9 protein-coding genes are annotated in these 14081 nt (G+C 67.6%); all 9 read right to left on the reverse strand.

Annotated elements, in window-relative coordinates; all coding sequences use genetic code 11:
- Window positions 1-17: 17 nt before the first annotated feature.
- Complete coding sequence (locus AMK34_RS32495; protein ID WP_073847895.1) at window positions 18-383, reverse strand: DoxX family protein; 366 nt, start codon at window positions 381-383, stop codon at window positions 18-20.
- Window positions 383-862: a carboxymuconolactone decarboxylase family protein gene (locus tag AMK34_RS32500; protein ID WP_073847896.1), complete on the reverse strand. Its 480-nt coding sequence runs from the start codon at window positions 860-862 to the stop codon at window positions 383-385. The genes AMK34_RS32495 and AMK34_RS32500 overlap by 1 nt, the downstream gene beginning before the upstream one ends.
- A 29-nt stretch (window positions 863-891) precedes the next feature.
- On the reverse strand, window positions 892-1755 hold the full coding sequence (locus AMK34_RS32505; protein ID WP_073847897.1) for a sigma-70 family RNA polymerase sigma factor: 864 nt from the start codon (window positions 1753-1755) through the stop codon (window positions 892-894).
- 321 nt (window positions 1756-2076) lie between these two features.
- Complete coding sequence (locus tag AMK34_RS32510) at window positions 2077-3969, reverse strand: OmpL47-type beta-barrel domain-containing protein (protein WP_073847898.1); 1893 nt, start codon at window positions 3967-3969, stop codon at window positions 2077-2079.
- Between the two features lie 71 nt (window positions 3970-4040).
- Window positions 4041-8006: a ThuA domain-containing protein gene (locus AMK34_RS32515; RefSeq protein WP_073847899.1), complete on the reverse strand. Its 3966-nt coding sequence runs from the start codon at window positions 8004-8006 to the stop codon at window positions 4041-4043.
- 19 nt (window positions 8007-8025) lie between these two features.
- Window positions 8026-9042 carry a multicopper oxidase domain-containing protein gene (locus tag AMK34_RS32520; RefSeq protein ID WP_038518455.1) on the reverse strand — a complete coding sequence of 339 codons (1017 nt, stop codon included), beginning with the start codon at window positions 9040-9042 and terminating at the stop codon, window positions 8026-8028.
- Between the two features lie 14 nt (window positions 9043-9056).
- Window positions 9057-9944 (reverse strand): sugar phosphate isomerase/epimerase family protein, encoded by an 888-nt coding sequence (locus AMK34_RS32525; RefSeq protein WP_038518458.1) that lies wholly within the window; start codon window positions 9942-9944, stop codon window positions 9057-9059.
- 10 nt (window positions 9945-9954) lie between these two features.
- Window positions 9955-10959 (reverse strand): sugar phosphate isomerase/epimerase family protein, encoded by a 1005-nt coding sequence (locus AMK34_RS32530; protein ID WP_038518461.1) that lies wholly within the window; start codon window positions 10957-10959, stop codon window positions 9955-9957.
- A complete protein-coding gene (locus AMK34_RS32535) occupies window positions 10956-14051 on the reverse strand; it encodes a ThuA domain-containing protein (RefSeq protein WP_073847900.1) in 3096 nt (1031 codons plus the stop codon). Before AMK34_RS32535 ends, AMK34_RS32530 begins: the two co-directional genes overlap by 4 nt.
- Between the last annotated feature and the right edge of the window lie 30 nt (window positions 14052-14081).

Here is a 14081-nt window from a genome sequence, read left to right on the forward strand (position 1 = left end):
GGGGGCCTTCACGTACTTCAGGCGCGTCCGATGGCGACGAAGACGCACAACGCGAGGTACCCCAGGTCCAGCAGGGCGATCAGGGGCTCGCGGCGACGCCACCGCACGACCAGCGCGCCCGTCATGACCAGCGCCAGTCCGAGGGCCGCCAGCGGCACCAGCGCCGGCGCGATGTCGAGCAGCGCGGGAACGACCAGGCCCACCGCGCCCAGGATCTCGACCACCCCGATGAACTTCACCGTGCCGGGGCCGAAATCCAGCACCCATCCCGCGCCCGACGCCACTCCGGCGATCGTTTCCCTGCGCAGGAACAGTTTCCCGACCCCGGACACGAGATACATCACGGCCAGCAGACCGGCGACGATCCACAGCGCGGTCTCCATCAGTGCGCCGCGAACTGGCCGGGCGTGTAGTCCCCGGCGGGCTGCTGCCGGGTGATGACGTTCAACCGGTTGAAGGCGTTGATGAGCGCGATCTGGGCCACCAGCGCCACGAGCTGGTCCTCGTCGTAGTGCTTGGCGGCGGCCTCCCACGCCTCGTCGGTGACACCGCTGCCGTCGGCGAGACGGCAGCCCTGCTCGGTGAGTTCCAGCGCGGCGCGTTCGGCCTCGGTGAAGACCGTGGCCTCGCGCCAGCAGGCGACCAGGTTCAGCCGCGTCGTGGTCTCCCCCGCGTGTGCCGCGTCCTTGGTGTGCATGTCGAGGCAGCCCGAGCAGCCGTTGATCTGGCTGGCGCGGATGTTCACCAGTTCCCTTGTCGCCAAAGGAAGTTCGCTGCCGTCGAGCACCTTCGCGGCCGAGACGAAGTGCTTCACCAGCTTCGGCGCGAGAGCGGTCTTGAGGAATTCGAGCCTTGCCTGCATGGGATTTCTCCTTCTCGTCGGTCTTTCACTTACTTCGACGAGGAGGACTCCCGAGAGGTAACACCCATGGCCGCGAGGCGACGTGGATCACTGACGGAGTCGATTCCGACGATGCGGCCGTCGACGATGGTGCAGGACATGACGCCCAGCAGCTTGCCCGTCCGGCTCCACGACACGATCCCCGGTTTGCCGTTGACCAGCGCGGGACGGGTCATGCCGGCGGCGCGTGCTCCGCGCTGGACCCGGGTGGCCACCTCGGCCGCACCGAGCCGCACGACCTCGCCGTGACGGCTCTGCGAGCGCCACGTCACGTCGGGATCGAGCATCTCCAGCAGTCCGTCGAAGTCCCCTTCGCGCGCGGCCGCGAGGAACGCGTCGACGACGGCGCGTTGCCGCGGCTCGTCGGCCGGACGCTGTCCCCGCACCTTCCGGCGGGCCCGGCTGGCGAGCATCTTCGCCGCGTCCGCGGATTTGCCGAGGATCTCGCCGATCTCGGCGAACGAGACGGCGAACAGATCGTGCAGCACGAACGCCAGCCGCTCGGCCGGGCCGAGGGTGTCGAGCACCACGACCAGCGCCACCCCGACCGATTCGGCGAGCAGCGCGTCCTCTTCCGGCGAATCGTCGAGCACCAGCAGCTCGGGCGGCTCGTCGTAGGAGTCCTCGGGGCGGGTCTTGCGGGAGCGCAGGGTGTCGATGCAGACGCGGCCGACGACGGTGGTCAACCAGCCGGACAGGTTGTCGATCATGTCGGCGTCCTGGCGCGCGAGCCGCAGCCAGGCCTCCTGGACCGCGTCCTCGGCGTCCGTGCGGGAGCCGAGCATCCGCTGGGCCACGGCCACCAGACGCCCGCGCTGCTCCTCGAACGCGCTGGCCAGCGCCTCACCGGTCATGTCGATACCTTTCTCGCGCCGAACCCGTCATGGACATGACGAGCGCGACGCGAGAAAGGTAACCGACTCCGTGACTCGTGTGCTTGAGGACGTGACTCACGTGATCGGGGACGGAACTCACGTGTCTGGACGCCGCACTCGGGTGTTCCGTGCTCAAACACGCGAGTTCCGTGTCCAAGCACGCGAGTGACGTGCCTGATCACGCGAGTTCGGTGTCCCGTCACCCAGGCCGAAGCGAAGGGGCCTTTCCCCGCTTCGTATGCGAGGAAAGGCCCCTTCACCACATCCGGCAAAGCCCTGCGGAGCCGGGCCGAGTACCGCTCAGACGTCCCGGATCGGCGTCTTCACGGTCTTCTTCATGCCGGGGTTCTTCGTCTCCGGCTTCTTCTTGCCGGGCTCCGGTTCCGGCTCGGTGGCCGAGCCGCCGATACCGGACTCGATCGCCGCCGTGACGATCAGGTTCCGCTCGTCGGACGAGATGACCTCGCCGTCGAGGAGTTCCTGGGTCACGGCCCGCACGTAGGTCACGAACTGGTCGTTCGACGAGTAGTCCGACTCGTCGTCGATCACGTCGTTGATCGTGCAGCCGTCGCCGGTGTCGCGGTTCTCGACCTGGCTGTCCGCCGTCCCGAGGATCACGGTGTCCCGGAGGTCGGAGTCCGGACAGGCGTCCGGGCCCGGCGGCGCGGCGACGATGGTGAACGCGCCGCCCTGTTCCGCCGACACGTTGCCCGCCTTGTCCGACGCGCGGTAGGTCAGCGTGTGCGTGCCGAGCGCGGTCACCTTCACCGGCGCGGTGTAGACCGTCCAGGCCCCGCCGTCCAGCTGGTACTCGATCTTGTCCACACCGGACCCGGCGTCCGTCGCGGTCAGGTTGATGGTCGCGTCCTCGATGTACGACCAGCTTCCGTCCAGATCACCGCTCACCACCACCGAGACGACCGGTGCGGTGCTGTCGTCGCCTTCGACGATGGTGAACGTCGCCGTGCCTTCGGCCGAGACGTTGCCCGCCTTGTCGGTGGCGCGGTACTTCACCGTGTGCGCGCCGACGACGGTCAGCGCGAGCGGCGCCGAGTAGGTGAGCCACGGGCCGCCGTTCAGGTTGTACTCGACCTTGCCGACACCCGAGCCGGCGTCGGTGGCCGTGAGGGTCACGGTCGCCTTGCCGACGTAGTTCCCGGCGGTGTCCTTGGTCCCGGTCACCTCGGACGTCACGGTCGGCGCGGTGGTGTCACCGCTGACGACCGTGAAATGCGCCATGCCTTCCGGCGAGACGTTGCCCGCCTTGTCCGAGGCGCGGTAGGAGACCATGTGCATCCCCGGCGCGGTGACAGCGACCGGAGCGGTGTACGCGGTCCACGCGCCTTCGTCCACTTTGTACTCGACTTTGTCGACACCGGAGCCTGCGTCGGTGGCGGTGAGCTTCACGGTGGCGGTGTCGAGGTAGTTGCCCGCGCCGTCCTTGGTGCCCGTCACCTCGGCCGTCACCGTCGGCGGTGTCGTGTCACCGGGCTGTCCGGTGACGACGGTGAAGGACGACATCCCTTCCGGCGAAACGTTTCCGGCCTTGTCGGTAGCGCGATAGTGGACCATGTGCGCACCGGCCGCGGTGACCGCCACGGGTGCGGTGTACGCGGTCCACGCGCCGCCGTCGAGCTGGTACTCGACCTTGTCCACACCGGACTGACTGTCCGAAGCGGACAGATTCACCGTCGCGGAGCCGACGTAGTTCCCGGCCGTGTCCTTGGTGCCGGTCACGTTCGCCGTCACGGTCGGCGGGGTGGTGTCGGCGCCGCCGCCGTCGGTGACGACGAACTCGCCCATCATCTTGGTGTGGCCCTGGATCGTGCAGTAGTACCGGTACTTGCCAGGGGTCAGCGTGACCGTGGCCTCGTGCACGCCGTTCTTGTCGTCGTAGGGGTTGGCGAGGATGTTGAGGTTGACGTCGTGGTTGTAGCCAGGGGTCGAGGTGTCGAACGTCAGCGTGTGCGACATCGTCGAGCCGAGCTCTTCGGTGTTCTTGAAGACGATCGTGGTCTCACCGGCCACCGCGGTCGACGGCGCGCTGAGGTAGTGGTCGGTGCTGTCGCCCGCGGTCCATTCCAGGGTCTGGACGGGTGCGGCGGAGGCGGGGGCGGACGAGCCCGGTAACACCAGGCCCGCCAGTGCGAGCGTCGCGGCCACCAGTGCCACGACGAGGGTTCTTGGGGACATCGCAGGGAAACCTTCCGTACAAAGGGAGACCGGCCGGGCACGCGAACCCGCGCGCCCGGCCGGCTTTCGCGCTACAGCTGCCGCACCCGGATGTTGCGGAACTCCATCAGGTCGTTGTCACCGTGGTTCTGCAGACCGATGAACCCGCTGACGAACTGCCGGAAGTCGGTGGACGGATCGCCCGCCCGCGACGAAGAGATCCCCGGCGCGTTCTCGAACTCGTTGATCACCACGCCGTTGCGGATGATCGTGTACTTCTGCCCGACGACCTTGATCTCGTACTCGTTCCAGGTCCCCTTCGGCTTCACTCCCGCCTGGTCCAGCGGCCGCGGGTCGAAGTTGTAGATCGACCCGGTCTTCTGCGGCTCACCGGTGGCCCCGTCGTACAGCTGCACTTCGTGGCCGCAGTAGATCGCGACCCAGGCCTGCGACGTCCTCGCCGAACCGACCGTGCCACAGCTGCCCGGCGGACGTTGCTCCAGCGGAGTGCGCGGATCCGGGAACCGGACGAACACACCGCTGTTGGCGCTGCCGGTCGGCGCGATGTCCTTGAACTGCAGCTTCACCGAGAAGTTGCCGAACTGCCGTGCCGAGTACCACAGCATGCCGAGCCCGCCCGACGGTCGCAGTGACCCGTCCGGCTGGATGGCGAACTGCCCGGACGGTGCCTGCGACCAGTTGCGGAACGATTCGGCCGTGCCGTCGTAGATCGCGTCGTAGCCGGTGACGCCCTTGTTGCCGATGGGCGACGCGGCGGCCGCGGCGTTGATCTTGTCCGACTCGGCCGCGTTCAGCACGCCGAGGTCGCCCAGCCGGTCCACGGCCTGGGTGACGTGGTTGACGAAACCGGCGTGGGAGGTCCACGTGCTCTCGTCGTCGATCATGTCGTCGACCGTGCAGCCGCCACCGGCGTTGCGGTTGGTCACCCCGGTGTCCGTGTCGCCGATGGTCACCGTGGCGCTGGAATCCGCCACGAGACAGCCGACGCTGACCGAGTTCCGCGTGGTCACCGTCTCGCCGTCCGCGTAGGTCACGGTCAGCTTGGCGGTGTACAGACCCGTGCGCGGGTAGGTGTGCCGCGGGTCGGGCTGGGTCGAGATCGTGCCGTCGCCGAACTCCCACTTGTAGGAGACGCCGCCGGACTTCGACCCGGTGAAGGCCGCGGTGAGCGGCTTGTTCTGCACCATGGTCGACGCCGCCGCCGCGGACGGCGTGGCCTCGCCGCCGGTGTAGCTGATCTTCAGCAGCTTCTGGTTGTTGGTCAGGGTGAAGAAGCCGCCGCCGTAGTCGAGCACGTACAGCGCGCCGTCCGGCCCGAACTTGGCGTCCATCCACTGGTTGAGCTTGTTGTCGCCACCGCCGGTCGGGATGATCTGCCGCACGGTCTCGGCGAACACCGGCGGATCCTGCTTCGCGACGCCGTTCGGGTCGAGGGTGACCGCGATCCGGTTCTGCCCGTTGCTCTGGTCACCGATGAACCATTTGTCGTTCCAGTACGACGGCCACGCGACGCCGCTGTTGGTGTTGACCAGTTCGCGGTGGTACGTCGGTCCGGTCATGACCGCCTGGCCGCCGCCCTTGAGGTAGGGCTGCGTGTAGGTGGCCTCGGCCGCGTTGTACGTCGGGACGGAGCTGTTGGGGCGGTTGGGGAACACCGGCCCGCCACCGTCCGGCGCGTACCAGATCATGTTCTTCTTGATCGGCGGCAGGTTCACCAGACCGGTGTTGCGCGGCGAGGTGTTGACCGGGTTGTCGCAGTCGTACCAGCCGGTGAGGACCGCGGCGTCGGTGCTGCTGCGGTCGCGGTACGGCTGCTTGTTGCCCATGCAGTACGGCCAGCCGTGGTTACCGGCCTCGGTGATGACCGTGGCGGTCTCGTACTTGGCCGGGCCGAGTTCCGGGCTCGGCGAGGTCGCGTCCGGGCCGACCCAGGCGGCGGTCAGCCAGTTGGTCTTCTTGTCGACTTGCAGACGCGAGATGTTCCGCACGCCCATCACGTAGATCTCGGGCCTGGTCTTGTTCCCGGGGTCGTTGGCCTCGGGGAACAGGTTGCCCGCCGGGTTGGTGTAGGTACCGTCCGGTTCCGGGTGGATCCGCAGGATCTTGCCGTTGAGGTCGTTGGTGTTGCCGGCGGTACGGCGCGCGTCCTGGAACGAGACGCCCTTGTAGTCCTGGGTCCAGTTGTTTCCGGAGTACCCGTTGGAGCCCTGCGACGAGTTGCTGTCACCGGAACCGATGTAGAGGTTCCCGTCCTTGTCGAAGTCCATGCCACCGCCGGCGTGGCAGCAGCTGTGGACCTGGACGTCCCACGACAGCAGGTCCTTGCGGGTCGCCTGGTCCAGCGTCTGGTTCTTCAGGTCGTAGGTGAACCGCGAGACCGTGCGCTTGCCGATCCGCTTGTCGATGTCGACCGACGAGTGCGGCATCCAGTAGGCGTACATGAAGCCGTTCTCGCTGAACTTCGGGTCCAGCACGAGACCGAGGAGGCCTTCCTCGTTCTTGACCAGTTCGTCGCCGCTGCCGCGGTTGCCCATCACCTTCAGCGTGGTGAGCAGCTTAGGTTTCTTGGTGACCGGGTCCCACTGGTGGATCGTGCCGCAGCCGGCGCCGATCTCGGGGTTGGTCCAGTCGTTCGGCGCGGGCACGACGTTGCCGGCGCAGGCGGCGCGGCCGATGTAGAAGACCCGGCCGTTCGGCGCGATGGTGAGCCCGTGCGGCTCGCCGATCTGGTCCATCTGGCCCGGCTGGTTGACCGCGGTCAGGCGTTCGACCTTGTAGTTGGCCGCGATACCCGCCTTGCAGTCACCGCGCACCATGCCGGTGGTCCACTTGAGCGCACCGAGGATGTGGCTGCGGAACTGGGCTTCGCCGTAGCTCGCCTCGGTCCGGCCCATGCCGCTGTAGAAGGAGCGTCCGCCGTCGTAGTCACGGCACCACGAGATCGGGTGGAAGGCGCCGTTCGCGCCGACACCCGGCTTGTAGGTCGATTCCTCGACCTGCGCGACCGTGTGCACGGTGCCGACCGGGTTGACCTCCCAGTTGAGCCACCGGTCGGTGCGCACCCACTTCTGCGGCAGGCCGGCGGTGGCCGGGTTCGCCTTGTCGAGGACGTCGACCGTGGCCTGCGCCGGGTCGGGCTCCGGCGGCGGCGGGGTGGTCGAGTTGTCCTTGAACAGCTTGAAATCGGCCAGCTGGATGAGCGGCTCGCCGCCGTTGGCGGTGATGTTCAGCCGGTAGTTCGAGTACGCCGTGGTGTTGGCGAAGGTGAACGTCCGGCTCACGAACCGGTCCGGGAATGTCTCGCCTGCGCGAGTGTCCAGATCGATCCACGTGGTCCCGTCGTTGGAGCCCTGCAGGGTCCAGTTCTTGGGGTCACGCCCGGCGTAGTCGTTCGCCGAGACGAGCGCGTAGCTGCTCACGGCCACCGGGGCGGCCAGCTTGTAGGCGACCCAGCCGGTCGGCTGGAAGGCCAGCCATTTCGTGTTCTCGTTGTTGTCGGTGAGCTTTTCCTTGGTCTCGTTGGGCGGGTTCTCCGCGCTCGCGGTGACCGACGCGACGGCCTCCGGCGTGGGACGCGCGCCCACCGGACGGGCACCGATCAGCCCCGAGAACCACTGCGAACCGTCCTGGGCCCGTGCGGCGTCGGACAGGCCGAGGAACCCGCCGCCCGCCTTCATGTAGTTCTGCAGCGAGGTTTCCTGGTCACGGTTGAGCGTGATGCCCTGCGCGGAAAGGAAAACGACGCCGCGGTACTTCGCGAGGTTGGCCGCGGTGAACACCGCGGGGTCCGAAGAGGACGAAACGGAGATGCCGTTCGCCTGGCCCAGGCTCGCGATCGCGTCCGTGGCACGCAGGACGGGGTCCTTCTGGTCCGCGGCGGCGCCGTGGAAGACCAGGACGTTCACCGGGACGTTCGTCGCGGCTTCGGCGGTCACCGGCGCGATGGCCAGCGGCAGCCCGGAGGTGACGACGGCGCCGACCGCGAGCGCGGCCAGTGACCGTCTGCGGAGCCGGCGTTGCGAAAATACTCGTCTCAAGTTCTCGCTCCTTTCAAGACTAGTGGTGGTGGGCCGAGGCGCCGGTGGCGTTCGGCGTGGACGTGGTGGTGTGCTGGTGCCCCTTGAAGCGGTCGATCGCCTCCTGGGCGCCCGCGGGCATCCCGCCGTCGGCGTTGCGGACCAGGAACACCCCGGACATGCCGTCGTCCGAGTGCTGCTGGACGTGGCAGTGGTACATCCACGCGCCCGGCCCGACGCCGTCACCGGCGATCACCTGGAACCCGAAGGAGTTGCCGGGGTCCAGGGTCTTGTTGTCGAGGATGGGGGCGTTGTCGGTCGCGCTGGTGAGCATGCCGGTGCGGGTGTCCGCCCAGCGGTGCGCGTGCAGGTGGAAGGTGTGCATCAGGTTGCCGTGCCCGATGCAGATGAACTCGACGCGTTCGCCGAGGTTCGCCTCGAAGATCGGCGTGTTCGGGGCGACCTGGTGGTTGATCCACATTTCGGTGAACACGACGGTGAACTGCTTGCTGGGCAGCAGATCCCCGCGCCTGCGCACGATCAGGCCGCCGTAGAGCCCCTTCATCAGGCCCGCGGTGCCGTGGTCGCCGCCGAACGCGTGGTCGTGGTAGTGCCAGTACCCCGCGCTGCCGGGCATCCAGAAACCGTTGGCCGCCTGATACGCCGTCCGGGTCTTCCAGGTGTAGGTCTTGGTCTCGTAGGGCTTGTTGAAGGAATCGTTGAACGGCGAGCCGTCGGATTTGGTGTCGTAGTTGACGCCGTGCGGATGGATCGAGAGGCGCTGGTCGGTGTTGTTGACCAGCTCGATCACCAGCGTGTCACCCTCGTAGCACTCCAGGAGGGGCCCGGGGATCGTCGGTTTGCCGGGCTCGAGCCCGTAACCGACCCGGGTCGTGCCGGGAACGTAGTCGGCGTAGACGGTGATGTTGCGGGTCATCCCGGCCGCGGCGGCCGGTGCCGAACCGGCGCTGGCCGACACCACGACCGGGGCGATCACCCCGGCCGCGGTGCCCGCGAGCATCGATCTGCGGGACAGCCCGCGTTTCTTGTTGTCCATTGTGGATTCCCCAGCTAGAAGCGGACGTTACGGAGATAGGTGAATCCGGTCTGGGCGGTGCTCAGGGGATCCGTGGGGTTGTCGTGCTCGACGATGTACTCGGCGAGATGGGGACGGGTGTGGCGGAAGATGCGCGGGAAGTCGATGACGCCCTTGCCGGGGTCGACCATCTCGCCCGCCGCGGTCCGGTCCTTGACGTGGTACTGCACCACGCGCGGACAGTGCTGCCGGTACAGCGAAACCGGGTCCATCCCGCCTTCCACCGCCCAGAACAGGTCGATCTCCAGGTGCACGTACCGCGGGTTCGTGTTCCTGGTCAGCACGTCGTACGGGCGCACGCCGTCGATGGCCGCGAACTCGTGCGCGTGGTTGTGGTAGCCGAGCGGGATACCGGCCTGGCGGAACTTCCGTGCGGCCGCGTCCATCCGGCCGGCGAACTGCTTCCAGCCGTCGATGGTGTCGAAATTCGCCCACGGCACGTTGGCGCGGGTGTTCCCGAGGACCTTCGCGTCCGCGATGGTCTTGTCGAGGTCGCCGTCGATGCCGACGTGGGTGGACGTCGCCTTGATGTGGTTCTTGTCCAGCAGACCGCGGAACTCCTCGGCCGTGCGGCCGTAGGTGCCCGCCAGTTCGACCTTCCGGTAGCCGATGTCCGCCAGCGCGGACAGGGTTCCCGGCAGATCGGCCTGCAGCGCGGTGCGCAGGGAGTAGAGCTGGATGCTGATCTTCTCCACCGGGACCCGGCCCCGTCCGTGGTGGCCGGATCCCTGGGTCTCCGCCTCGGTGGCCGCACTGGCCACGCCCGGCAGGGCTACCGCCGCGCCGACCGCGACCGCCGCCGTCGCCGCCCCGCGCAGGAGCGCCCGTCGAGAGTGGAACTGCTCAGCTTCTTCACCGCACATGAAACCGCCCTCACTTCTGGTTGCTGAAAGCCGCGTCGAAGGCCGCCGACGGCTTGTCGAACAGGAGCCCCCGCAGAAAGGTCACGGCCTCCGCCGCGCCCCGGAGCCGGTCCATGCCGGCGTCCTCCCACTCCACCGAGATCGGACCGGCGTAGCCGATCGAATTCAGTGCGCGGAAACAGTCCTCCCAGGGCACGTCGCCGTGCCCGGTCGAAACGAAGTCCCAGCCGCGTCGGGGATCTCCCCAGGGGAGATGCGAGCCGAGCCGTCCGTTCCGTCCGTCGAACCGCTTCCTGGTGTCCTTGCAGTCCACGTGGTAGATCCGGTCGGCGAAGTCGAGGATGAAGCCGACCGGGTCGAGGTCCTGCCAGATGAAATGCGAAGGATCCCAATTCAGCCCGAATGCCGGACGGTCGCCGACAGCTTCGAGCGCACGTTTCGTTGTCCAGTAGTCGTAAGCGATCTCCGACGGGTGGACCTCGTGGGCGAACCGCACGCCCACCTCGTCGAAGACGTCGAGGATCGGGTTCCACCGGTCCGCGAAGTCCTGGTAGCCGTCGTCGATGACCGCCTGCGAGACCGGCGGGAACATGGCGACGTACTTCCAGGTCTTCGAGCCGGTGAAGCCGATCACCGTGTCCACGCCGAGTTTCGCCGCCGCACGGGCGGTGTCGGCCATCTCCTTCGCCGCCCGCTGCCGGACGCCTTCGGGCTCACCATCGCCCCACACCCGGGCGGGGATGATGGCCTGGTGGCGTTCGTCGATCGGGTCGTCGCAGATGGCCTGGCCGACGAGGTGGTTGGAAATCGCCCACACCTTGAGGCCGTGCTCGGCGAGCAGCTTGAGGCGTCCGGGCACGTAGTCCTCTTCGGACAGTGCGCGGTCGACCTCGAAGTGGTCGCCGGAACACGCGATTTCGAGGCCGTCGTAGCCCCATTCACTGGCCAGCCTGCACACCTCGGTGAACGGGAGATCCGCCCACTGGCCGGTGAACAGGGTGATCGGACGGCTCATCGGTTCTCCTCGAAGGTGATCGCGTCTACGTCGAACAAGCCGCCGGAACCGCCCTTGAACACGAGGAACAACGGGCCGGTGCCGCCGGGGTCGGTGATGGCGGAAGCCGGGATGTCGGCGTAGGTGTCCCAGCCGCCGGTGTTGGCGACGGTGACCGTCTGGACCAGCGGTCCGTCCACCGCGCCCGAGTGGACCTCGATCGTGCCGCCCGCGCCGCCGGACGAGACCCGGTAGCCGATGCCGCTGACACCCACGAGGTTCACCGGGTCGAATTTGATCCAGTCGCCGGATTCGATGTGGCCGACGCGTTTCCCGCCACTGGCGCCGGCGTGCGCGACGACCTCGATCCCGCTGGACTGGGTGTAGAACTCGGCCTGCTTCAGCTTGGGCTGCAGGATGGATTCCGCCTCGCCGGTGAGCGCGGGCACGCCGTTTCCGCCGTTGTCGGTGTAGCTGGCGTTGATGACGCCGAAGACGTTGGCGTCCGCGCCGTGTCCTTCGTCGGCGGGCGTGGCGATGGTGCCTTCACAACCGGTCGCGCGGCTCAGCGGATGCCCGTGGCCCTCGTGGCCGAGGATGTATTCGACGGTCACCTTGGAGCAGTCGATCGGGTCGTCCTCGGCGTCCGTCACCTCGACCTTGAACGGGACCATGTCGCCGAAGCTGAACACACTGCCGTTGACCGGAGTCTTCAGCGTGACCACCGGCGCGGTGTTGCCGACGGTGACCACCACGCTCGCCGAACCGGTCAGCCCGGTGGAGTCGGTGACCGACAGCTTCGCCGTGTACTGGCCGTTCGCGGCGTAGGTGTGGGAAACCGGGGTGGCCTCGGTGGAATCGGTCGTGCCGTTCCCGTCGAAGTCCCAGGCGTAGGTGAGCGCGCCGCCGTCGGGGTCGTTCGTCCCGGCCGGGTCGAACTTGACGGTCAGCGGGGCTTGGCCGGACGTCTTGTCCGCGGCCACCTGGGCGACCGGGGTGCGGCGGCCCTTGGTGTAGTCGATGCGGTAGACGGCGGATTCCTTGGAACCGCCGAAGTAGCCGGTGCCGTAGTCGAGGACGTAGAGCGCGCCGTCCGGGCCGAACTCGAGGTTCATCGGGCGGACGAGGTCCATCGAGTCGAAGAACGGCTTGATGGCGCCGCGTTCACCGTTCGCGCCGACGGTGATCTCCTTGATCCAGCCGCGTTCCCATTCGTAGGCGAAGGTCTTGCCGTTGAAGTACTCCGGGAACTTCGTCTGCGACGGGTTCTTCGCGTCGAACTGGTAGACGGGGCCACCCATCGGCGACTCGGGGCCGGTGCCGAACTCGGGCAGCGAACCGCCGTCGTAGGGGATCCACGCCTTCTCCACCGGCGGCAGATCGGTCAGGCCGGTGTTGCGCGGACTGGTGTTCTTCGGCTTCGCGCAGTCGAAGGCCGCGCCGGACTGCTTGGTGGCGAAGTCGTAGTCGATGAACGGCAGGTTGTCGCCGACGCAGTACGGCCAGCCGAAGTTGCCGGGCTTCTTGATCAGGTTGAACTCGACCGTGCCGCCGGGACCGCGCTTCGGGTCGGCCGCGCCGGCGTCGGGACCGTAGTCGGCCAGGTGGATCCAGCCGGTCTTGCGGTCGACGGCGAAGCGGAACGGGTTGCGGAAGCCCATCGCGTAGATCTCGGGCTTGGTCTTGGCCGTGCCCTTGGGGAACAGGTTGCCCTTGGGGATCGTGTACTTGCCTCCCGCGCCGACCTTGATCCTCAGCACCTTGCCGCGCAGATCGTTGGTGTTGGCCGAGGTGCGCTGCGCGTCGTACACCGGGTTGCGGTCGGCGCGTTCGTCGATCGGGGTGAAACCGTCGGAGGCGAACGGGTTGGAATCGTCCCCTGTGGACAGATAGAGGTTGCCCTTGGCGTCGAAGTCGATCTCGCCACCGGCGTGGCAGCAGATGCCGCGTTCGGCCGGGACCTGGAGGATCTTCTGCTCGCTCGTGAGGTCGAGTTTGTTGTCGGTGCCCAGCTTGAACCGCGAGAGCTGGTTGTAACCCTTGAACGGCTCGAAGTCGGCGGGGGTGCCGTTCTCCGGCGCGTCACCGGCCGGGGTGTTCAGCTTGGGCGCGTAGTACAGGTAGACCCAGCGGTTCTTGGCGAAGTCCGGGTCGATGGCGACACCCTGAAGACCGTCCTCGTCGTGGTTGTAGACGGGGATCTGCCCGGCCAGCGACGTCGTCGCCGACGAGCTGGTGTACCAGACGCGGCCGTCGCGCGAAGTGTGCAGGACGTCGCGGTTGGGCAGCACGGAAAGCGCGATCGGCTCGCCGGTCTTCTCCTCGCCCTTGGCCAGGGTGATCTGGTCGAAGTCCGCGTCGACCGGGTCTTCCTGGGTCTCCTTGGCGCAGCCCGCCTCGCTCAGTTTGGTGGCGTACTTGATGCCGCCGGCCAGATGCTTGAGAAAGGCCGGCTCGGCGTAGGAGGCCTTGGTGTGCCCGCCGCCGGTGTACCAGGAGCGGCCGCCGGAGTTCTCGTGGCACCAGGCGATCGGGTGATCGCCCATCGCGCCGTCACCGGGCTGGTAGCTCTTCTCGTCCAGGCTCGCGAGCACATGGACGTTGCTGCGCGGGTTCTCGCGGTAGTTGTACCACTCGTCGGTGCGCGGCCACGTCTCCGGCAGATCCACAGTGGACACGTGCTCGTGGTCTTCGACCTTGACGTTCGCCTGCTGGATCTGCGGATGGGACTTGAAGTACGCCCCGACCAGCTCGCCGTACCAGGGCCAGTCGTACTCGGTGTCGGAGGCGGCGTGCACGCCCACGTACCCGCCGCCTCCCTTCACGTACCGCTCGAACGCGGCCTGCTGGTCCGCGTTCAGCACGTCACCGGTGGTGGAAAGCCAGACCACCGCGTTGAACCGCTTGAGGTTCGCGTCGGTGAAGGCCGCCGCGTCCTCGGTGGCCTCCACCGCGAAGTGGTTCTGTGCCCCCAAATCCTTGATCGCCTTGATCCCGTCGGGGATCGAATCGTGCCGGAAGCCCGCGGTCTTGGAGAACACGAGCACCGTGGCCGCTTCGTGCGCCGATGCGGTCTGCATCGGTAGCGCGACGCCTGTCAAAGCCGTGACCATGGATGTGACGAGCACACCCAGTCGTCGTTT

Origin of the sequence: Amycolatopsis sp. CB00013, from assembly GCF_001905755.1 — a bacterium.
Classification (GTDB): Bacteria; Actinomycetota; Actinomycetes; order Mycobacteriales; family Pseudonocardiaceae; genus Amycolatopsis; species Amycolatopsis japonica.

Excerpts from the sequence above, each read along its gene's own strand:
- AMK34_RS32510 (WP_073847898.1), bottom strand. The coding sequence starts at position 3,969 with ATGTCCCCAAGAACCCTCGTCGTGGCACTGGTGGCCGCGACGCTCGCA.
- AMK34_RS32495 (WP_073847895.1), bottom strand. The coding sequence starts at position 383 with ATGGAGACCGCGCTGTGGATCGTCGCCGGTCTGCTGGCCGTGATGTAT.
- AMK34_RS32525 (WP_038518458.1), bottom strand. The coding sequence starts at position 9,944 with ATGTGCGGTGAAGAAGCTGAGCAGTTCCACTCTCGACGGGCGCTCCTG.
- AMK34_RS32505 (WP_073847897.1), bottom strand. The coding sequence starts at position 1,755 with ATGACCGGTGAGGCGCTGGCCAGCGCGTTCGAGGAGCAGCGCGGGCGT.
- AMK34_RS32530 (WP_038518461.1), bottom strand. The coding sequence starts at position 10,959 with ATGAGCCGTCCGATCACCCTGTTCACCGGCCAGTGGGCGGATCTCCCG.
- AMK34_RS32535 (WP_073847900.1), bottom strand. The coding sequence starts at position 14,051 with ATGGTCACGGCTTTGACAGGCGTCGCGCTACCGATGCAGACCGCATCG.
- AMK34_RS32500 (WP_073847896.1), bottom strand. The coding sequence starts at position 862 with ATGCAGGCAAGGCTCGAATTCCTCAAGACCGCTCTCGCGCCGAAGCTG.
- AMK34_RS32520 (WP_038518455.1), bottom strand. The coding sequence starts at position 9,042 with ATGGACAACAAGAAACGCGGGCTGTCCCGCAGATCGATGCTCGCGGGC.